Below are 18,314 nucleotides of genomic sequence, written 5' to 3'. Positions count from 1 at the left end.
GTCCAGCATGGTGATCGAGGCCGCCGTCAACGGCCGCGGCGTGGCGCTGGCCAAGCGCACCCTGGCCCAGGCCGACATCGACGCCGGCCGCCTGGTCTCGCCGCTGCAGATCTCCACGGCCGTGGACTTCGCCTATTACGTGGTCCACCCCAAGGCCAAGGGCCGCCTGCCCCAGGTGAAGGCCTTCATCGCCTGGATCACCGCCGAGGCCGAGGCGCACGAGTTGGCGTTGCAGGCGCTGGACAACGGGGCGGGGATTTAGGGGAGCTAAGCGATGTCCGGCGGCCGCTACCTATTTCTGCGATCCCTTGTTCAAGGGCTAAACCACACCTAGTGGGAAGACCGATTTCAGAGAGGAATGATGACCAAGAAGTACAAGGCGACGGTCGAAGTTCGCGACGAACCTACCGACCAAGATCCTGCGCGCGTTTTTCAAGCGGAGGGAGACACTGAGGAGGAACTCGTCAGTGACATGGCTGAGAAAATGAAGCCGCACGAGAAGCGCGCAGACACGATTGAGATAAAGGCATCGGGGTCCGGCACCCCAAGTGCGGGCCCACTCCGCAGCGGCTCTCCCGGGAGGTAATTCGCGAAGCCGGCTGCGAGTCGCTGAACGATGTACGAGTGCGGGACGAAGTGAACCGTACTCACCCTATGATGCGCAAGAGTCGCCGACAGCCGAAGGCGCGCTGGGCCCAAATTTACAAAAGTTGTTCAACTCGACGACAGAACTGTCTCGCTGAGGGGGCATCGACAAACAAGTGATCACTATCAAGCCGGTCGAGTTCCCACATCAATCGGTACTCAGCCTGTGTTCGGTATCGAGTACTTTTGAGTAACACCGTCTCGTCGCCGCCGATTTGCTGGGCGAGCGCTGGGGCGCTCAACTCAACCCCTCCATCCGGCCTTCGGTGACGCTCAGGATCGAAATCGATCGCCCTGGCGAGGAAGCTATCGTCTTCACGGTATAGGCAGTGGCCGCTCATGCCTCGGCGGAAGCCTGCAATTTGGCGGGCGACTTCAGCGCCGAACGCCGGCGGATCAATAATCTCAAATACGCCGGTGCGGTCGAAGCTTTTCATGAGTTCCCGATCCAGACGTGTACTGCAACACAGGACTAAAGCTGCAATGCCCCATCTGCCGACCATCCAAACTTCGTGGTTCGCTCCGATCCCGCGGAGCACTGCCTTGCCCTCGTTTGGGTCTCCGCGATGCTCGTCAGGGTACTTTGCGAACTGTTCGAAGGAACTCAGTCGAATACGGCCAGTCTCGAAGAACTCGTCAATGAATTCAGTATGTTCGTACCGAAAGATGCTCGGCAGCACCACCGTCCAGGGACGAGCATAGTCAAGGGTAATCGACGGCAGCGGAGGTCGAGGCTGTAGGTCTGGAGCCGGTTGTTCAGCCACACGTCTCTCCGGTCCACAGCAGGTGAGCGTCAATTGTTAAATTGATTCTCGCGCGGAACCGGTTGGCTGAGGTCCAGACCAACCAACTCGATGCCATTCCCGCCGGTAGTTTGCGATCAGCAAGCCTCCCCAGAGGGGGCGCTATGATGCGCCCGGGCTCCATCAGTCAGCGGAAGCTCAGCCCCTCGAACTGGCCCGAGGTCCGCCAGGCGTCGATGTACTTGAAGAAGGCGGTGGCGCCGGCCGGATAGCCGACCTTGAGCTTGGCCGCCGGGCCCGGATCCTGGCCCTCGTTGTTGTAGTAGCCCGGCGTGCAGTCGGGCGCGCCCATCATGCGGCCCATGCCGGTGAGCAGCAGCGCGACCCAGGCGTCCTGGGCCTCCTGGGTCACCTCCACCTGCTTGGCGCCCACATCCAGGGCGTGCTTGACGGTCATGGCGATGGTGCGGCCCGACTCCGTCAGGTTGTGGGGCACGTTGGAGATCAGGTTGGCGCCCTGGGTGGGCTGGACGAAGAAGGCGTTGGGGAAGCCGCGCACGTGGATGCCGTGCTTGGACTTCATGCCCTCCCCCCAGGCCTCCGACAGCTTCAGGCCGTCGCGGCCGGTCAGGTCGAAGCCGGCGCGGCGCTTGTACTCGGTGCCCACTTCGAAACCGGAGGCGTAGATGATGCAGTCGACCTCGTACTCGACCCCGGCCACCACGAAGCCCTTCTCGGTGATGCGCTCCACGCCCTGGCCGTCGGTGTCGATCAGGGTGGTGCTGGGCTCGTTGAAGGCCTGCAGATAGGCGTCGTGGAAGCAGGGCCGCTTGCAGAGCTGGCGGTACCAGGCCTTGAGGTGCTCGGCGGTCTCGCGGTCCCTGACGATGGCCTCGGCGCGGGCGCGGATCTCCTCCATCTTCTCGAAGTCGGAGTCCTCATAGGCCGCCAGCATCTTCTGCGGGGTCAGGTCCTCGCGGGGGAGTTCGGCGATCTTGGCGCGGATGCGGCGCGAGAGATCCGTCCAACCGTCCTGGACCAGGTCCTCCTCGGCGTTTCCGCCGGCCTGGTTGGCGGTGAAGTTCTCCAGCCAGCGCTGCTGCCAGCCCGGGGTGGCGATGCTCGCGAACCACTCCGGGTCGATGGGCTTGTTGGCGCGGACGTCCACCGAGGACGGCGTGCGCTGGACGACGAAGAGCTGCTTGCAGGCCTTGGCCAGGTGCGGCACCGCCTGGACCGAGGTGGCGCCGGTGCCGATGATCGCCACCCGCTTGTCGGCCAGCTTCACCATCGGCGCGCCCTTGGGGTCGCCGCCGGTATAGTCGTAGTCCCAGCGGCTGGTGTGGAACGAGTGGCCCTTGAAGCTCTCGATGCCTGGAATGCCCGGCAGTTTGGGAACGTGCAGCGGCCCGGTGCCCAGGCCGATGAAGCTGGCGGTGAAACGGTCGCCGCGGTTGGTGGAGATCACCCAGCGGGAGTTGGCCTCATCCCAGGACAGGTCCTCCACCTCGGTGTGGAACAGGGCGTTGTCATAGAGGCCGTACTGCTTGCCGATGCGCTGGCACTGTTCGAGGATTTCCGGCGCGTGGGCGTACTTTTCCGTCGGCATGTGCCCGGTCTCTTCGAGCAGGGGCATGTAGATCATCGAGGCGGTGTCGCACTGGGCGCCCGGATAGCGGTTCCAGTACCAGGTGCCCCCGAAGTCGCCGCCCTTCTCGATGATGCGCACGTCGGTGACGCCCTGCTCCACAAGCCGCGCGCCCGTCACCAGGCCCGCGAACCCGCCACCGACGAAGGCGAAGGTGACGTGGTCGGTCTTGGGCTCGCGCTCGACGCGCGGGGTGTAGGGATCGTCCAGGTAATGGGCCAGCCGACCCTTCACCTCCAGGTATTGCGAATTGCCGTCGGCGCGCAGGCGCTTGTCGCGCTCGGCGATGTACTTGGCCAGCAGGGCCTTCTTGTCGATGGGTTGGCGATCCGCCGTGGTCGCAGTCGTCATTCAAATGGCCTCAGACCTAATCATCAAAGAATACAAGCACGTGCCCGCCCCGGGCCGCGCCGCCTTTTGGAAGATAGAGTATGGCGGCCGGCCGCGCCAGACACAGACATGCGTCGCGGACGCCGCAGGCCCCGGTTTTCGTCAGAAGAATTTGAGGAGGTTCGTCCACCAAGCGAATGGTGGGTGCAGTAGGATTCGAACCTACGACCCGCTGATTAAGAGTCAGCTGCTCTACCAACTGAGCTATGCACCCGTACCGTTCGAGTCCCGTGAGGGCCTCAGCGGCAAGGGCGCGGAACATACTTGAAGCCTCGCCGAAAGCAAGGCGGGTAAGGGGACGAATTTTTTGGCCAGGCGAGACCTCACCGGCGCGGTGGATTTTGGCTTCCTTGAGGACTTCGCCGCGGGCGACGCCGAGGTGATCGACGAGGTGCTGGCCCTGTTCCGGGAACAGGCGGCCATGTGGTCGACGATGCTCGATCCGGGAAGCGAGGGCTGGCTGGACGCCGTGCACACCATCAAGGGCGCGGCCCGCGGCGTCGGGGCCTTCGCGCTCGGCGACGCCTGCGAGGTGGCCGAGACGCAAGGGTCGGGACGCCTGGAGAGCGTCCGGGTCGCCCTCCAGGCCGCCCTGGCCGATGTGGCCGCCTACGCCCACGAGCGGGCGCTGCAGTCGCTGAAGACGCCGAGGGGCTGACCCCACCCCTGATCTCCGCGACGAAGGCTCTTGCACGGCGGCGCCCTTCGCGCCCTTCCGGCCCACCCGGTGTTTATGCATCCTCGGGACAAGCCCGAGGATGACGGTTGTGGGTTAGCGCTTGATCGACCCGTCCAGGTACTTGCGGATGCCCGGGCCGTAGGGCGGGCGCATCTGCTGCAGGGGGCCGATGTCCTTCTTGATCTGGGTGTAGATGGACTTGCGGTGGCTGAACTCGCGGAAGCCGTCGACCCCGTGATAGCTGCCCATGCCCGAGGGGCCGACGCCGCCGAAGGGCAGCTCCTCCTGGGCGACGTGGAAGATCACGTCATTGATGGTCACCCCGCCGGCCGTGGTGCCGGCCAGGACCTTCTCCTTCTCGGCGGCGTCAGCACCGAAATAGTAGAGGCCGAGCGGCCGGTCGTGGCTGTTCACATAGGCGATGGCCTCGTCGACGCCGCCGGAATAGGTCTTCACCGGCAGAACGGGACCGAAGATCTCCTCCTGCATGACCTTCATGTCGTCGGTGGGGTCGATGATCAGGGTCGGCGCGATCTTGCGGTGTTCCTGCTGGGTCAGGTCCTCGCCCTCGGGCTTCATCTCGATGACCCGCAGGCCGCGGGCGCGGGCCTCGTCCACATAGCCCTTGATGCGATCATAGTGCCGGTCGGCGACGATGGCGGTGTAGTCGGGGTTGTCGCGGATGGTGGGGAACATCTTGGCCACCGCGCCCTGGGCGTGGCCGATGAACTCCTCCAGCTGGTCCTTGGGGGCCATGACATAGTCGGGCGCCAGGCAGATCTGGCCGGCGTTGAGGGTCTTGCCGTTCATGACCCGCGCCGCGGCCGTGGCCATGTCGGCGGACTTGCTCAGGATCACCGGGCTCTTGCCCCCCAGCTCAAGGGTCAGCGGCACCAGGTTGGCCGACGCGGCCCGCATCACGTGGCGGGCGATGGAGGTGGCGCCGGTGAAGATCAGGTGGTCGAAGGCCAGTTCCGAGAAGGCCTGGCCGACCTCGGGCCCGCCGGTGATCACCGCGATCTCCTCCTCGGAGAAGACGCTGGCGAACATCACCGCCATCAGTTCCGAGGTCGCCGGGGTGAACTCCGAGGGCTTGATCAGGGCCCGGTTGCCGGCGGCCAGGACGCCCGCCAGGGGCGCGAAGGTCAGGTTCACCGGGAAGTTCCAGGGGCTGATGATCCCCACCACGCCCTTGGGCTGGAAGCGGACCTCGGCCTTGGCGCCGAACAGGCCCAGGATGGCCGGGGTGGTCTTGCGCTTCTCGGGCCTCATCCACTTGGCCAGGTGATCGCGGGCGTGCTTGAGCGGGCCGATCGAGCCGGAGATGTCGGTGAAGGCGGTGGCCTCCCGCGAGCGGGAGCCGAAGTCGGTGTTCAGCGCCTGCTCGATGGCCTCACGGTGGTCGATCAGCAGGCCGATGCAGCGGTCGATGCGGGCGATGCGCTGCTCCGCCGTCGGAGCGCCGTCGCGCAGGTGGGCGGCCTTCTGCTTGGCCAGCAGGGCGTTCATCGAGGCGGCGTCGTGGGCCATGGTCGTCTGTCCTCCGGTCGTGCGGCTCTTGGGTCGGCCGCCGCGCAGGCAGGATAACAGGGTTTTGGCCTGCCGTCGGGTCAGGCCGGGGCGGTGGATTTGAGCGAGGGGCGCTGCGAGATGGCGGCGAAGAAGGCGGCCAGCTTCGGGCGGGTCGCGCGCCAGTCGTGGGCGGCGAAGCGGAAGTCGAGATAGCCCAGGGCGCAGGCGATGGCGATGTCGGCCAGGCTTGGGCTTTCGGCGTTGCGGGGACCGGCTTCGAAGAGGTCCAGGGCGCGGTCGATCTTGCCCATCTGGCCGGCGATCCAGTCGGGCCAGCGCAGGGGCTCGGGACGCAGGGCGACCTCGTAGCGGGCCAGCAGGGCCGCATCCAGCAGGCCATCGGCGGCCGACACCTCCACCAGCACCGACCAGCGGGCCTCGCCGGAGGGGGGCGTCAAAGGCTTGTCGGCCAAGCTGTCGAGGTACTCGCAGATCACCCGGCTGTCATGGAGTGAGCGGCCGTCATCGCGCAGCAAGGCGGGGATCTTGGCCAGGGGATTGGCGGCGGCCAGGGCCGGGTCGGGGGCGCCGGCGGGATTGGCGCCGACCTGGACCACCTCCAGCGCGATCCCCAGCTCCTGGGCGACGACGAGGACCTTGCGGGCATAGGGGGAGGCCGGGGAGTAGAAGAGCTTCATGGGGGATCTCCGCCTGCCCGGCCGCCGCGGCGCAGGCTTGGCCCCTTATGCCGCGAGGCCAGGACCTGAACCAGCCCCTTGCCGCGGGACGATGGTCCGAACCATACTGAACCCAAGAAGTCCAAAGGGCCGCAGGGCCCGGATCCTTGAGGGAGAAGGCGTCATGGGCGCGATCACGGCGGTGGACGAGAAGACCGGTCGCAAGTTCTACCTGGACGACCCGGACGACCTGAAGCCCGGCGAGAAGGTCACCTTCCTGCTGAACCTGCACGGCGGCGGCTCGGTGGGCGCCTGGCAGCGGGCCTATTTCCCGGCCTGCGACTACCGCGACAAGTACCGGCTGGTGGTGGCCACCCCCTCCTGCGCCACCAAGGAGCCGATGCGCATGTGGGTGGGAGCGGCCGACGACGAGCACCTGCGCAACATCGTCGACATGGTCTTCCAAAAGTACGGACGGGAGAACATCGAGCGCTTCTGGCTGGTGGGCCACTCGCAGGGGGGCATGACCTCCAACCGTCTGCTGGGCCAGGACTTCTACAAGCAGAACGTCGACGGCTGGCTGAGCCTGTCGGGCGGGCGGATCGGGCCGATCGAGCTGCCGGCCGCCTTCTTCGTGCCGGTGCGGGGCTCCGCGCCGCCGCCGGCCGCAGGGGACGGGCCGCGTCCGGGCCGGGCGGCCATGCCCGAGGCGGACCTCTCCTTCATCTTCGCGACCGGCGAGCACGAGATGGTGGCCCTGCCGGAGACCTCGCCCTGGGCGGAGAAGTACGGGGCCGGTCCGCGGGTGCGCCAGCCCGACGTGGCCGACACCGAGCCCGGCCAGATCCACGACACCACCCGCGAGGGCCGCTCCAACGCCGCCTGGGGCCTGTCACCCAGGCCAGGCGTGGCCCAGGTCTGGACCTATCCGGGCGCCCGGGACGGCCGGGTGATCGCCGACGTGGTGCGGCTCGACAAGGGCCATACCGAGGGCCTGGAGCCGAAGGTCACCGAGGAACTGATCAAGCTGATGGTCTCCGCCCCAGGGGGCAAGGCGCAGAGGGCCTGACGGGCGCGCCTAACCCAGGATGTGCAGGGCGCGCAGGGCGACATAGGCCGCCGTGGCGATGACGAAGAGGGCGAAGAACCGGCGGGCGATGGCCGCCCGGTCTGCGAGGGCGTTGGCGAGGGGTCCGCCGGCCAGGGCGCCGAGGCCGCCCCCGGCCACCAGGGCCAGGAAGACCGCCCAGTCGATCTGGCCCGAGGCCGCGTAGCTGGCGCTGGTGGCCGCGCCAAACAGCACCACCGAGACCAGGGACGAGGCCGCGGCGTGGGCCATGGTCATGCCCGTGGCCGCCATCAGGCCCGGCACGATGAGGAAGCCCCCGCCGATCCCGAAGAAGCCAGCGGCCAGGCCCACCAGCAGGCCGAGCGGCGCCAGCTTGGCGGTGAGCGCCGGGGTGAGGGTCACGAAGGGATCGCCGACCGCCTTGCGCGGGACGAGCATGGAGCCACCCACCGCCGCCATGGCCACGGCGAACCACAGGATCAGGTCGCCGCCGTCCATCTGCTTGGCCAGGTGGGCGCCGACCAGGGAGCCGAGCAGGCCCGAGACGGCGAACACGCCGGCGCAGCGCCACTTCACCCGACCGGCCCGGGCCTGGGCGCCGAGCCCCACCAGGGCGTTCACCGCCACGGCGGCGGCCGACGTGCCGATGGCGACGTGGGGGTCGCGCACGCCCACCACATAGAGCAGCAGCGGGGTGGCCAGGACCGAACCCCCGCCGCCGAACACCGAGAGCAGCAGGCCGATCACCGCCCCGCCGAGCACGGCGAGACCCAGGCTGAGGATCGGGAGGTCCATGGTCATGTCTCCGAGGCGCCGGGCGGACAGAAGATCTCGGCCAGCATCGACACCACCCGCATCGCGGCGGGGTCGGCGATCCGGTACCAGATGGTCTGGGCGTCGCGGCGGGTGGCCACCACCCCCTCCTCCCGCAACACCGCCAGGTGCTGGGACAGGGCCGATTGGGAGAGACCGACCCGGGGCTGGAGCTCCCCCACCGACCGCTCACCGTCGCCCAACTGACACAGGATCAGCAGGCGCCGCTCGTTGCCGAGCGCCCGCAGCAGCTTCGCCGCCTCGGCGGCGCGGGGCTCGAACAGGGTGATGTCGAAGTTCGCGAGATCGACCATGGCTCCTATATATCAGTTGATTCTAAATTAGCAATTTCTTATGTATTGGCCAGCGCCATTGGAGGCTCCATTCATGACACCCAAGGTTCAGGCCTTTTTCGATCCCGCCACCTCGACCGCCACCTATCTGGTGTCCGACCCCGTCACCAAGGCGGCCGCGATCATCGACCCGGTGCTGGACTTCGAGCCCAAGGGCGCCCGGCTTTCCACCGGCTCGGCCGACGCCGTGCTGCGGGCCATCGCCGAGCAAGGCCTGAAGCTCGCCTATGTGCTGGAGACCCACGCCCACGCCGACCACCTATCGGCCGCCGACCACATCCGCCGCCGGACCGGGGCGCCGGTGGTGATCGGCGCCGAGATCACCCAGGTGCAGAAGGCCTTCGCCCCGCTGTTCGAGGTCGAGGACCTGAAGCCCGCCGGCGGCGACTTCGACCGACTGGTGCGGGAAGGCGACGTCCTGCCCCTGGGGGACCTCTCCATTGAGGTGCTGCACACCCCTGGCCACACGCCGGCCTGCGTCACCTACTTGATCGGCGACGCGGCCTTTACCGGCGACACCCTGTTCATGCCCGACTACGGAACCGCGCGGGCCGACTTCCCCGGCGGCGACGCGCACGCCCTCTATCGGTCCATCCAGAAGATCCTGGCCCTGCCGCCGGAGACCCGCGTCTTCGTCGGCCATGACTACCTGCCGGCCGGACGCACCGAGCCCAGGTGGGAGACCACGGTGGCCGACGAACGCGACCACAATGTCCACGCTCACCAAGGGGTCGACGAGGCCGCCTTCGTGGCCATGCGCCACGCCCGCGACGCCACCCTGGCCCCGCCGACCCTGATCCTGCCCGCCCTGCAGGCGAACATCCGCGCCGGCGCCCTGCCCCAGGCCTCGGCCGCGGGCCGGGTGTTCCTGAAGCTGCCGGTGACGATGGCGGGGTAGGCGCCCTTCGCATAGCCTCCCCGTCATTCCGGACGGCCAACAGGCTGCAGCCGGGATGACGTGGGGGGGCGGCCAGGCTAGGTGTCTGTCCATGACCCGCATCATCCTCCTCGGCTGCGCCGGCGCGGGCAAGACCACGCTGGCGCGAGGCCTCGCGGCGGCGACCGGGGCGCCGGTGATCGACCTCGACGAGATCTGGCGCTCGCGGACCCAGGAGACGCCGGAGTTCCGCGAGACTCTGGCGGCCCTGCACGCCGGCGAGGCCTGGATCAGCGACGGGAATTTCGCGGCGGTGACCTTCGATCTGCGCCTGCCCCGCGCCGACCTGGTGGTGTGGCTGGAGCGGCCGCGGCTGACCTGCGCCTGGCGGGCGGTCACGCGAGTGTTCCGAGCCGGCGAGGCCCACCAGCGCGGCGACCTGCTCACCGTGCTGCGGTTCATCTGGGGCTTCGACCGTCGCAACCGGCCCCGCATCGAGGCGGCGCGGGCGCAGTACGGAGCCGAGATTCCTGTGGTGCGGCTGCGGACCGACCGGGAGGTCGCCGACTTCGTGGCGACCCTTTAGCCCACCACCGCCTCGGCGCGGTCGAGGCAGGTCGTGAGGTCCGTGAGCCCTTGGCGGGCGGCGGCGAGATCGGCGGTTTCGGCGGCGGCTTCCAGGGCCGCGCCAAGGTCGGTGATGGCCTGGAAGCCGTAGGCCGCGCCGGAGCCGCGCATGTTGTGGCCCAGGATGGTGACGGTCTCGAAGTCGCCGGCGTCGAGGGCCTCGAGGATGGCGGCGGCGCTCTGCCGGCAGTTGCGAAGATAGGCCGGGACGCGGGCGGCGATCTTGCGGGCCAGGGCCCCGGGATCCCGCACGGGCGGGGCGGCCGCGGCGGGCGCCTGTTCGCGGATCGCCCGCAGCAGCACGTCCTGCTTGATGGGCTTGGTGAGGAAGGCGGTGCAGCCGGCCGCCAGACAGGTCTCGCGGTCGCCTTTCAGGGCCGCGGCGGTGAGCGCCACGATGGGGGTGGCGGCGCGGCCGTTGGCCTGTTCGAAGGCCCGCATGGTCCGGGTGGCGGCCAGGCCGTCCATCACCGGCATCTGGCGGTCCATCAGCACCAGGTCGTAGCGGGCGGCGGCGAACATCTCGCAGGCCACGGCGCCGTTCTCGGCGATCTCGACCTGGTAGGGGGTGTCCTCCAGATAGGCCAGGGTGATGGTGCAGTTGTCGGGGGAATCCTCGGCCAGCAGGATGCGCAGGGGCGGCAGGGGCGCCTGGGCCCCCTCGCCCACCTGCTCGGGGGCCGCACGGTCGACGTCGGCCCAGACCTCGAACGGCACGGTGAAGGTGAAGACGCTGCCCTGGCCCATCTCGCTCTGGGCCCAAATGCGGCCGCCCATCAGCTCCACCAGGCGCTTGCAGATGGTCAGGCCCAGGCCCGAACCGCCGAAGCGGCGGGTGGTGGAGGAGTCGGCCTGGGTGAAGCGTTCGAACACCCGTCCGAGCTTGTCGTTGGGGATGCCGATGCCAGTGTCGGTGACCACGAAGCGCAGGGCCGTGGGGCTGGAGGACTCGGTGTCGAGCTCCACCCGCAGGGCGACGCCGCCGGTCTCGGTGAACTTGATGGCGTTGCCCAGGAGGTTGAGCAGGACCTGGCGCAGGCGGGTGGGGTCCCCCACCAGGTCCAGGCAGACGTCCGGCGCGATCATCCAGTCGAGGGTCAGGCCCTTTTCCTGGGCGCGGCCGGCGACGATCTCGATCACCTTCTCCAGATGGTCGTTGAGCTGGAAGCCGGTCTGCTCCAGCTCCAGCTGCGAGGCCTCGACCTTGGAGAGGTCCAGGATATCGTTGATCAGGTTGAGCAGGTTGTCGCCGGCGCGGCGGAAGATCTGCACGTACTTGTCCTGCTCGGCGGTGAGCGTGGTCTTGGCCAGCAGGTCGGCGATGCCCATGATGGCGTTCATGGGCGTGCGGATCTCGTGGCTCATGCTGGCCAGGAAGTCGGACTTGGTGCGGCTGGCGCTCTCGGCCACGGCGCGGGCCTGCTGCAGTTCCGCCTCGAAGCGCTTGCGCTCGGTGACGTCGCGGGCGGCGGCGAAGACCCCCTCCAGCTTGCGGTTGCGGTCGTAGAAGGTGGTGGCGTTGTAGGAGACCACCGTCTGGGCGCCGTCGCGGGCCCGCGCGGTCAGCTCGTAGTCGGTGACCGACTTCTCGCGCAGCACGCGCTTGATCGCCGCCTCGGCCCGGCGCGGATCGGTGAAGTAGTCCTTGAAGGGCGCCCCGATCAGTTCGTCGCGGGTGCAGCCGGTGAGCGCCTCCATCTGCCGGTTCACGTCGGTGATGATCCCCGACGGGTCGGTGGTCATCAGGGCGTCGATGTTCGATTCGATCAGGGAGCGGGTGTAGAATTGCTGGTCCCGCAGCTTCTGGTCGGACTTCTTCTGCTCCTCCTCCACCTGCTTGCGGGCGGTGTTGTCGGTGCCGATCAGCAGGTAGCCGATGATGCCGCCGCGGGCGTCGCGCAGGGCGGTGACCGAGACCACGGCCGGAAAGCGGCTGCCGTCCTTGCGGATATAGGTCAGCTCATAGATGTCCTCGATGCCGCGCGAGGCCTTGAACACCAGGGCCTCGAAGCCCGGGGTGATGGGGGTTCCGAGCTCCATGCTCAGTTCCTCGGCCCGGGCGATCAGCTCCTGGGGATCGGAGATGTCGGCCGGCGTGATCTTGTTCATCACCTCGCCGGCGGCGTAGCCCAGCATCTGCTCGGCGCCGACATTGAAGATCTGGATCACGCCATTGGCGTCGGTGGCGATGCTGGAGAAGTTGGCGCTGTTGAAGATGGCGCTCTGCAGGGCGCCCGCCTTCAGCAGGGCTTCCTCGGCCTGCTCGCGCATGGTGTCGTCTGCGGCCTGGGCGACGGCGAGGCGAGAGCGCGCCTCGCGGAGTTCGGTTTCGATGCTGTTCTGTCCCGTGGCTTTAGGGCGTTGGCGCGCCGGAGTCCGGCGTCGGTCGGCGATCAGTCGGCGAGGAGCTGGGTGACGGAGTCCTGCAACTGTTTCTCGCTGTAGGGCTTCTGGAGATAGCGGGCGCCCTCCACGAACCGGGCGCGCATGTCGTCGGTCAGGGTGTTGCCGGTGGTGTAGAGCACGCGCAGCAGGGGCCGCAGGCCGACGGCGCGGTCGGCCAGGTCATAGCCGCCCGAAGACAGCGTCTTGAGGCGGATGTCGGAGAACAGGGCGTCGAAGGGCTGGGAGGAGTTCAGGAAGCCCAGGGCCTCGCTCATGTCGCCGGCCTGGGCCGTGACGTGGCCCAGGTCTTCGAGGATCAGGCCCGCGATCTCGCGGACGAAGACATCGTCTTCGACGATCAGGATGTTTGCGATCAGATTTCCTTCAGCCGAAGCGACCAGACCCGAAGACGCCGAACGTCGTGGATTTGGCCGGACAGCATTGACCTGAAGAATGCGACTCGCATCCGAGAGAGTTAGGAGACCACCCGATTGCGGCTTATTTCCGCAAGCGACCGGTATGTCGACAAACACACCCTAGCACCCGCCGGCCGGTTCCCTCTGACGAATAATGACTTATTCGGCGAGACGGAGCCGATGAGGTTCGGAACCTCCACCACACAGTCGCGTTGAGCCTCCGACGGACGGACACATGTCCAATCCAGGAGCTTTCCCACAATGCGCAAGACCCTACTCGCCGCCGGTATCGCCGCCGCCGCCCTGCTGCCCACCTTCGCCCTGGCGCAACAGACCTGCGAACCCAGCAACCGCGTCGCCGGCACCGTGATCGGGGCCGGCCTCGGCGCCATCATCGGCAGCCAGGTGGCCGGCCACGGCGCCAAGACCGAAGGCTCGGTGATCGGCGCCATCGGCGGCGCGATCGCTGGCAACCAGATCGCCAAGTCGCGCGAAAACTGCACCAGCGCCAACGCCTATGGCTACTACGACGCCAATGGCGCCTGGCACGCCAACACCGTCGATCAGGCCAGCGCGGCCGGCTATTACGACCGTGACGGCCGCTGGGTCGACGGCGCGCCGAACGGCTATTACGACAACCAGAACCGCTGGATCGCCGCCAACACCAACGCCGCGGCCAGCGGCTATTACGATCGCAACGGTCGCTATGTCCCGGCCTCGGCCGGCGGCTATTACGACGCCAACGGCCAATGGGTCGGCGCCTCGGCCAGCGGCTATTATGACGGCAATGGCCGCTGGATCGCCGGTCCCGCCACGGGCCGCTATGACGCCAACGGCCGCTGGATCTCCGGCCAGCCCGCCGGCCACCGCGCCGCCAACGGCATGTGGGTCGCCGACGCCCAAGCCGGCTACTACGACACCAACGGCCGCTGGCGCGCCGGGCAGGCCACGGGCTATTACGACGCCCAGGGCCGCTGGATCGCCACCGCGCCCGCGGCCGGCAGCTACGGCCAGAACGCCAGCTACGAGGCCAATTCCGGCTGGGCCGGCGCCCCGCAGGACATCCGCGGCCGCACCGCCTGGCTGGAGCAACGCATCCGCACCGGCCTGAACGACGGCTCCCTGTCGCGCGCCGAGGCCAACACCGCCCTGCGCTCGCTCAACAGGATCAGCCGCCAGGAACGGAACATGCGCCACTACCGCAACGGCCAGGTCGGCCGCCGCGACGCCGCGATCATCCAGGCCAAGCTGGACACCGTGGCCGCCAATATCCGCCTCGACCGTCGCGACCGCGACGACCGTCCGCGCGGCTACTAAGACCAACGGCTCACGCCGATGACGCTTCAGGCCCCTGGCGATGTCAGGGGCCTGTTTGCGTGTGGGGCTTTGCAGATTTTGTGGGGTTGAGGCGTCCGGCCTCGGGCCTAGGCTCAAGGAACTGAAGTTCCGCGAGGCGCCCTATGCTCGATCTCCACTACTGGCCCACCCCCAACGGCAAGAAGGTCACCATCCTGCTGGAGGAGCTCGCGGTCCCCTACAACATCGCGCCGGTGAACATCGGCAAGGGCGACCAGTTCACCGACGCCTATCTGAAGATCGGCCCCAACAACCGCATGCCGGTGCTGGTGGACAACGAGCCGGCCGATGGCGGGGCGCCCATCAGCGTGTTCGAGTCAGGCTCGATCATGATGTACCTGGCCGAGAAGTTCGGGCGGTTCTGGCCGCAGGACGTGCGCGGCAAGTACGAGGTCAATCAGTGGGTGGTCTGGCAGATGGCCAACCAGGGGCCCAAGACCGGGGAGCGCGGCCACTTCAGCCGCGTCGATCCCAAGCACGGCGACCAGTCCTACGCCCAGCGGCGGTTCAGCGACGAGGTCCACCGCATGTACGGCGTGCTCAACAACCGCCTCTATGACCGGCCCTGGATCGCCGGGGACGACTACACGATCGCCGACATGATCGCCTATCCCTGGACCGCCAGCTGGGAGCTGCAGGGCATCGACATGGGCGAGTTCAAGTACTTCAAGCGCTGGTGGGACAAGATGGCCGCCCGCCCGGCGGTGGCCAAGGGCATGGCGGTCACCGCCGGCCCGCCGGAGGACCCGGCCACGGTCACCCCCGAGGAGCGCGAGCGGCGGATGAAGCTGCTCTACAACCAGCGCGCCCGGCCGGCGCCGGCGGGGTGACGCGGGACGGCTAGATCGCCTCTTCGAGGACCACCGCCACCAATCGGGTCTGGCCGTCCCGCTCCAGCTGAATCTCCACCTTCGATCCCGGCGCCCCCTTGAGCGCCCAGGACAGACCATCCAGCCCGTCTGCGCCTCGCCAGCCTGTTACCCTGTCGCCCAGCTTCAGTCCGGCGCGATCGGCCGGCGACCCTGGATTCAGCTCCACCACGCGTGCGACGCCGTCCTCAAACGCGACCTCCGCGCCCGCCCGATCATAGCGGTAGCCATCGGTGATCGCGGAATTGGGCCGAATCCAAAGCTTCCGGCGCTGGGGATCGGAGATGAAGTTCAGGCGCCGGAGGAACTCCATGCCGATCAGGCCGACCTCGGTTCGCGTCCCATCCAGCTTGCTGTCGGCCGGATCCCCCAGAGTGACGATAGGATTTGCGAACACCAGCTTGCCGATCTTCAAGCGCTCGGCGCGGACCGTCCGAGAGTTGGCCGTCCTCGCCAGGGTCCGAAAGGATCCCGGCTGATAGCGAGGGAAGTGGTCCCAGAGGCCTTTCCGCCTCACATAGTCCGGGAAGAGGAACAGCCCGGAGTCCGAGCCGGTGTCGACCATCAGCTTGACGGGCTCTCCATTGAACTCGGCGTCGATGACGGGCCGGTAGTCCTTGAGGAGCTGATTGTTGTCGTCGCTGGAAGAGGCGCCCAGGCGATCAAGACTTCCCTCCGCGCCGCGCCCGACGTCCAGGTCGAGGGGCTCATATCCCTCCAGCGCCTTGGGCAGTCGGCTGGTGATGAGGACCTGGCGGGTGTCGAAATCCATCCCCATGACCCGGAACCGCGCCAAGGGAATGAGCCCCTGCATCGGGGGCGGCATATAGTCGAAGCCCGCGAGGGGCAGCCAGGGTTCCCGCACGGCCCCGCCCAGCACCACGCTGGCGCCGTATACATGGATATCGATCCGTCCGACGGCCGACTGGGCGTAGGTCTTGCCGTACTTGGGCAGACCGAGTTCCTGGGCCTTCGATCGCAGGATCGCGAATCCCGATGATCCAGTGTCGATCATGAAGGGCAGCGGCGGATCCTTGCCGTTGAGCTGGACCGCGGCCCAGGCCATGTTGCGGGTCACGGCGAAGGGATAGGTCACCCCGCCATCCGCCGCGACCGCGGTTCCGGGAACCAACAGCCCTGCCCCCGCCATCAGTCCGCGTCGAGAAAGTTCCATGAGCCCCCCAAAATCACGGTTCAGCTTCGGGGCCGCAATCAGGGCAGTCAACCTATCATTGTGAGACGTCCCGGGGGCAGATCCAGGACGGAGGCCTACTTCGCCCGATAGACCACCTTGCCCCCGACGATGGTCATCACCGCGTGGGCCTTGGCGATGTCGGGGAACGGGGCGGTCATCAGGTCGACGGAGAAGACCGAGAGGTCGGCGGCCTTGCCCACCGCCAGGTCCCCCAGCTCAACTTCCCGGAACACGGCATAGGCCGCGCCCTTGGTGATCAGGGCCAGGGCCTGGGGTCGGGTCAGCACCTCGTCCAGGCCCCAGTTCGGGCCGGCATAGCCCGCGAGATCGTGGCGGTAGGTGGCCGCGTAGAACTCGACGAGGGGATCGCCCTTCTCCACCGGCGCGTCGGTGCCGATGGCCATGGAAGCGCCGCTGGTCTGCAGGTCATGCCAGGCATAGGCGCCCTTCAGCCGGGTCTCCCCCAGGCGGGCCGGGGCGAAATAGAGATCGCCGATGGCGTGGGAGGGCTGCATGGAGGCGATGACGCCGTTGTCGGCGAAGCGCGGCAGGTCGGTGGGGGAGATCACCTGGGCGTGCTCGATCCGCCAGCGGGCGGCGCGCAGCTTGGCCGGATCGCCGTCGAAGGCGGTCTCGAAGACGTCCAGCACCAGGCGGTTGCCGCGGTCGCCGATGGCGTGGATGGCGATCTGGGCGTGGGACTTGCGCGCTGCCGTGAGCGTCCTGGCGATCACCTCGGGCGGGGTCAGCAGCAGGCCCGTCCCCGGCGCGTCGTCATAGGGCGCCAGCAGGGCCGCGCCCCGGGAGCCCAGCGCCCCGTCCATGTAGAGCTTGATGCCGTCGATGCGGACCAGGCCGGTGGGGTCGGCCGAGGGGCCGGTGGTGAGCAGGTCGCCGGCCGAGGACAGGTCCATGAAGTTGTCGACCCGGATCGGCAGGGTCCCGGCCGCGGCCATGTCCTTGAGGATGGCGACGTCGGCCGCCGCCACGCTGACGCTGTGGAGGCCGGTCCAGCCGCGCGACGCATAGAGGTCGACGGCGCGGCGGGCGGCCTCGCGCATCTGGGCCGGGGTCGGTGGCGGGACCTTGGAGGTGACGAGCGCCTTGGCGTTGTCGATCAGCATGCCGGTGGGCTCGCCCGAGGCGTCGCGCAGGATCTGGCCGCCCGTGGGATCGGGGGTGTCGCGGGTGACCCCGGCCAGGGCCAGCATCTTCGAGTTGGCCACCAGGGCGTGGCCGTCGGCCCGGGTCAGCACCACCGGGCGGTCGGAGACCACGGCGTCGAGGTCGCTCCGGGTGGGGAAGCGCTTCTCCGGATAGTGGGTCTCGATCCAGCCCCGGCCCGACAGCACCTCCGGCCCCGGATGGGCCAGGGACCAGGCCTTCACCTTGGCGGTCATGTCGGCGATGGAGGCCGCCCCCTCCAGGTTCAGGGTCAGCTCGCGGAAGCCTATGCCCATGAGGTGGGCGTGGGCGTCGACGAAGCCCGGATAGGCGGCCGCCCCCTTGAGGTCGATGGACTTCGGCTTGGCGGCGGCCTTGCGCGCCTGGGCCAGCGGGCCGGCGAAGGCCACCTTGCCGTCGCGGACCACCAGGGCCTCGACCTTGGGGGCGCTCTCGACCCCGGTATAGATCGACCCGCCGAAGATCAGCAGGTCAGCGGCCTGGGCCACGCCGGCGACGGCGAGGCTGACGATGGCGGCGAAGCAGGCGAGTTGGCGGCGCATGGTCGAGACGATTCCCCCTGGATGGCGGCGGCATAGAGCCACGATCCCGGCGGGGGAGGAAATGGGATGGCGCGGTTCGCGGGGCATTTCGCGCGCCTGCCCAAGGAATGCCCGGTCGTCGCCGGGGCCAAGGCTCGGGTGGGAGTCGGTCCGGCGTCCGCTTCTCAGCGCGAGGCCAATGGCGGCATTCGACGGTGGGCTCAACGGGTGAACGCAACACGCTAACTTTTCTTCGGAGATGGAGCGTGGGTGATGAAGCAGCGGCGGCGGATCTACTACTCGGCGGCCCAACGGGCTGAGATTTGGGATCGCTGGAAGGCCGGCGAGTCGATG

17 protein-coding genes and 1 tRNA gene are annotated in these 18,314 nt (G+C 68.2%); 7 read left to right on the top strand and 11 right to left on the bottom strand.

The window, feature by feature from the left end; translation table 11 throughout:
- On the top strand, positions 1–262 hold a 262-nt coding region (locus Q7T09_RS09065), incomplete at its 5' end, for a LysR substrate-binding domain-containing protein (RefSeq protein ID WP_304699280.1).
- A 439-nt stretch (positions 263–701) separates the two neighbouring features.
- On the opposite strand, the gene Q7T09_RS09060 is transcribed toward Q7T09_RS09065, so the two are convergent.
- The 3 genes from Q7T09_RS09060 to Q7T09_RS09050 all read right to left on the bottom strand — a co-directional run bounded on the left by Q7T09_RS09060 (position 702) and on the right by Q7T09_RS09050 (position 3,640).
- A complete protein-coding gene (locus Q7T09_RS09060; protein ID WP_304699279.1) occupies positions 702–1,409 on the bottom strand; it encodes a hypothetical protein in 708 nt (235 codons plus the stop codon).
- A 166-nt stretch (positions 1,410–1,575) separates the two neighbouring features.
- Positions 1,576–3,387 carry an NAD(P)/FAD-dependent oxidoreductase gene (locus tag Q7T09_RS09055; RefSeq protein WP_304699278.1) on the bottom strand — a complete coding sequence of 604 codons (1,812 nt, stop codon included), beginning with the start codon at positions 3,385–3,387 and terminating at the stop codon, positions 1,576–1,578.
- A 177-nt stretch (positions 3,388–3,564) separates the two neighbouring features.
- Positions 3,565–3,640 (bottom strand) — tRNA-Lys (locus Q7T09_RS09050).
- Positions 3,641–3,733: 93 nt separating this feature from the next.
- Between Q7T09_RS09050 and Q7T09_RS09045 the strand changes: the two genes are divergently transcribed.
- Positions 3,734–4,084 carry an Hpt domain-containing protein gene (locus tag Q7T09_RS09045; protein WP_304699277.1) on the top strand — a complete coding sequence of 117 codons (351 nt, stop codon included), beginning with the start codon at positions 3,734–3,736 and terminating at the stop codon, positions 4,082–4,084.
- A 114-nt stretch (positions 4,085–4,198) separates the two neighbouring features.
- Here Q7T09_RS09045 and Q7T09_RS09040 read toward each other — a convergent pair whose 3' ends face one another.
- Together Q7T09_RS09040 and Q7T09_RS09035 are read right to left on the bottom strand one after the other, a co-directional pair.
- Entirely contained in the window at positions 4,199–5,635 is a 1,437-nt protein-coding gene (locus Q7T09_RS09040) for a coniferyl aldehyde dehydrogenase (protein ID WP_304699276.1), read from the bottom strand.
- 80 nt (positions 5,636–5,715) lie between these two features.
- Entirely contained in the window at positions 5,716–6,315 is a 600-nt protein-coding gene (locus Q7T09_RS09035; protein WP_304699275.1) for a glutathione S-transferase family protein, read from the bottom strand.
- A 163-nt stretch (positions 6,316–6,478) separates the two neighbouring features.
- Here Q7T09_RS09035 and Q7T09_RS09030 point away from each other — a divergent pair, with 163 nt between their 5' ends.
- Positions 6,479–7,363, top strand: a complete 885-nt coding sequence (locus Q7T09_RS09030) for a hypothetical protein (protein ID WP_304699274.1) — start codon at positions 6,479–6,481, stop codon at positions 7,361–7,363.
- A 9-nt stretch (positions 7,364–7,372) separates the two neighbouring features.
- Here Q7T09_RS09030 and Q7T09_RS09025 read toward each other — a convergent pair whose 3' ends face one another.
- Positions 7,373–8,158 (bottom strand): sulfite exporter TauE/SafE family protein, encoded by a 786-nt coding sequence (locus Q7T09_RS09025; RefSeq protein ID WP_304699273.1) that lies wholly within the window; start codon positions 8,156–8,158, stop codon positions 7,373–7,375.
- A 2-nt stretch (positions 8,159–8,160) separates the two neighbouring features.
- Positions 8,161–8,490 (bottom strand): helix-turn-helix transcriptional regulator, encoded by a 330-nt coding sequence (locus tag Q7T09_RS09020; RefSeq protein WP_304699272.1) that lies wholly within the window; start codon positions 8,488–8,490, stop codon positions 8,161–8,163.
- Positions 8,491–8,563: 73 nt separating this feature from the next.
- On the opposite strand from Q7T09_RS09020, the gene Q7T09_RS09015 reads away from it, so the two are divergent.
- On the top strand, positions 8,564–9,427 hold the full coding sequence (locus Q7T09_RS09015; RefSeq protein ID WP_304699271.1) for an MBL fold metallo-hydrolase: 864 nt from the start codon (positions 8,564–8,566) through the stop codon (positions 9,425–9,427).
- A 91-nt stretch (positions 9,428–9,518) separates the two neighbouring features.
- Positions 9,519–9,992: a shikimate kinase gene (locus tag Q7T09_RS09010; RefSeq protein WP_304699270.1), complete on the top strand. Its 474-nt coding sequence runs from the start codon at positions 9,519–9,521 to the stop codon at positions 9,990–9,992.
- On the opposite strand, the gene Q7T09_RS09005 is transcribed toward Q7T09_RS09010, so the two are convergent.
- Complete coding sequence (locus Q7T09_RS09005) at positions 9,989–12,304, bottom strand: PAS domain-containing hybrid sensor histidine kinase/response regulator (RefSeq protein ID WP_304699269.1); 2,316 nt, start codon at positions 12,302–12,304, stop codon at positions 9,989–9,991. The two genes, Q7T09_RS09010 and Q7T09_RS09005, sit on opposite strands and share 4 nt — an antisense overlap.
- A gap of 122 nt (positions 12,305–12,426) precedes the next feature.
- Positions 12,427–12,951 carry a response regulator gene (locus Q7T09_RS09000; protein WP_304699268.1) on the bottom strand — a complete coding sequence of 175 codons (525 nt, stop codon included), beginning with the start codon at positions 12,949–12,951 and terminating at the stop codon, positions 12,427–12,429.
- Positions 12,952–13,095: 144 nt separating this feature from the next.
- Between Q7T09_RS09000 and Q7T09_RS08995 the strand changes: the two genes are divergently transcribed.
- Positions 13,096–14,151 (top strand): glycine zipper 2TM domain-containing protein, encoded by a 1,056-nt coding sequence (locus Q7T09_RS08995; RefSeq protein WP_304699267.1) that lies wholly within the window; start codon positions 13,096–13,098, stop codon positions 14,149–14,151.
- Between the two features lie 143 nt (positions 14,152–14,294).
- Positions 14,295–15,020, top strand: coding sequence for a glutathione S-transferase N-terminal domain-containing protein (locus tag Q7T09_RS08990; RefSeq protein ID WP_304699266.1), 726 nt, complete (start codon positions 14,295–14,297; stop codon positions 15,018–15,020).
- A gap of 10 nt (positions 15,021–15,030) precedes the next feature.
- On the opposite strand, the gene Q7T09_RS08985 is transcribed toward Q7T09_RS08990, so the two are convergent.
- Together Q7T09_RS08985 and Q7T09_RS08980 are read right to left on the bottom strand one after the other, a co-directional pair.
- Positions 15,031–16,155, bottom strand: coding sequence for an aspartyl protease family protein (locus Q7T09_RS08985; RefSeq protein WP_304699265.1), 1,125 nt, complete (start codon positions 16,153–16,155; stop codon positions 15,031–15,033).
- 173 nt (positions 16,156–16,328) lie between these two features.
- Positions 16,329–17,981 carry an amidohydrolase gene (locus Q7T09_RS08980; RefSeq protein WP_304699264.1) on the bottom strand — a complete coding sequence of 551 codons (1,653 nt, stop codon included), beginning with the start codon at positions 17,979–17,981 and terminating at the stop codon, positions 16,329–16,331.
- Between the last annotated feature and the right edge of the window lie 333 nt (positions 17,982–18,314).

The sequence above is a fragment of the Phenylobacterium sp. genome (assembly GCF_030645195.1).
GTDB lineage: Bacteria > Pseudomonadota > Alphaproteobacteria > Caulobacterales > Caulobacteraceae > Phenylobacterium.
This window is presented reverse-complemented; position numbering and strand designations above follow the sequence as displayed.

What these genes read in the sequence shown, in the direction of transcription:
- Q7T09_RS09055 (WP_304699278.1), bottom strand. Translation starts at nt 3,387, where the DNA reads ATGACGACTGCGACCACGGCGGATCGCCAACCCATCGACAAGAAGGCC.
- Q7T09_RS09040 (WP_304699276.1), bottom strand. Translation starts at nt 5,635, where the DNA reads ATGGCCCACGACGCCGCCTCGATGAACGCCCTGCTGGCCAAGCAGAAG.
- Q7T09_RS09035 (WP_304699275.1), bottom strand. Translation starts at nt 6,315, where the DNA reads ATGAAGCTCTTCTACTCCCCGGCCTCCCCCTATGCCCGCAAGGTCCTC.
- Q7T09_RS09030 (WP_304699274.1), top strand. Translation starts at nt 6,479, where the DNA reads ATGGGCGCGATCACGGCGGTGGACGAGAAGACCGGTCGCAAGTTCTAC.
- Q7T09_RS09025 (WP_304699273.1), bottom strand. Translation starts at nt 8,158, where the DNA reads ATGGACCTCCCGATCCTCAGCCTGGGTCTCGCCGTGCTCGGCGGGGCG.
- Q7T09_RS09020 (WP_304699272.1), bottom strand. Translation starts at nt 8,490, where the DNA reads ATGGTCGATCTCGCGAACTTCGACATCACCCTGTTCGAGCCCCGCGCC.
- Q7T09_RS09015 (WP_304699271.1), top strand. Translation starts at nt 8,564, where the DNA reads ATGACACCCAAGGTTCAGGCCTTTTTCGATCCCGCCACCTCGACCGCC.
- Q7T09_RS09010 (WP_304699270.1), top strand. Translation starts at nt 9,519, where the DNA reads ATGACCCGCATCATCCTCCTCGGCTGCGCCGGCGCGGGCAAGACCACG.
- Q7T09_RS09005 (WP_304699269.1), bottom strand. Translation starts at nt 12,304, where the DNA reads ATGCGCGAGCAGGCCGAGGAAGCCCTGCTGAAGGCGGGCGCCCTGCAG.
- Q7T09_RS08995 (WP_304699267.1), top strand. Translation starts at nt 13,096, where the DNA reads ATGCGCAAGACCCTACTCGCCGCCGGTATCGCCGCCGCCGCCCTGCTG.
- Q7T09_RS08990 (WP_304699266.1), top strand. Translation starts at nt 14,295, where the DNA reads ATGCTCGATCTCCACTACTGGCCCACCCCCAACGGCAAGAAGGTCACC.
- Q7T09_RS08980 (WP_304699264.1), bottom strand. Translation starts at nt 17,981, where the DNA reads ATGCGCCGCCAACTCGCCTGCTTCGCCGCCATCGTCAGCCTCGCCGTC.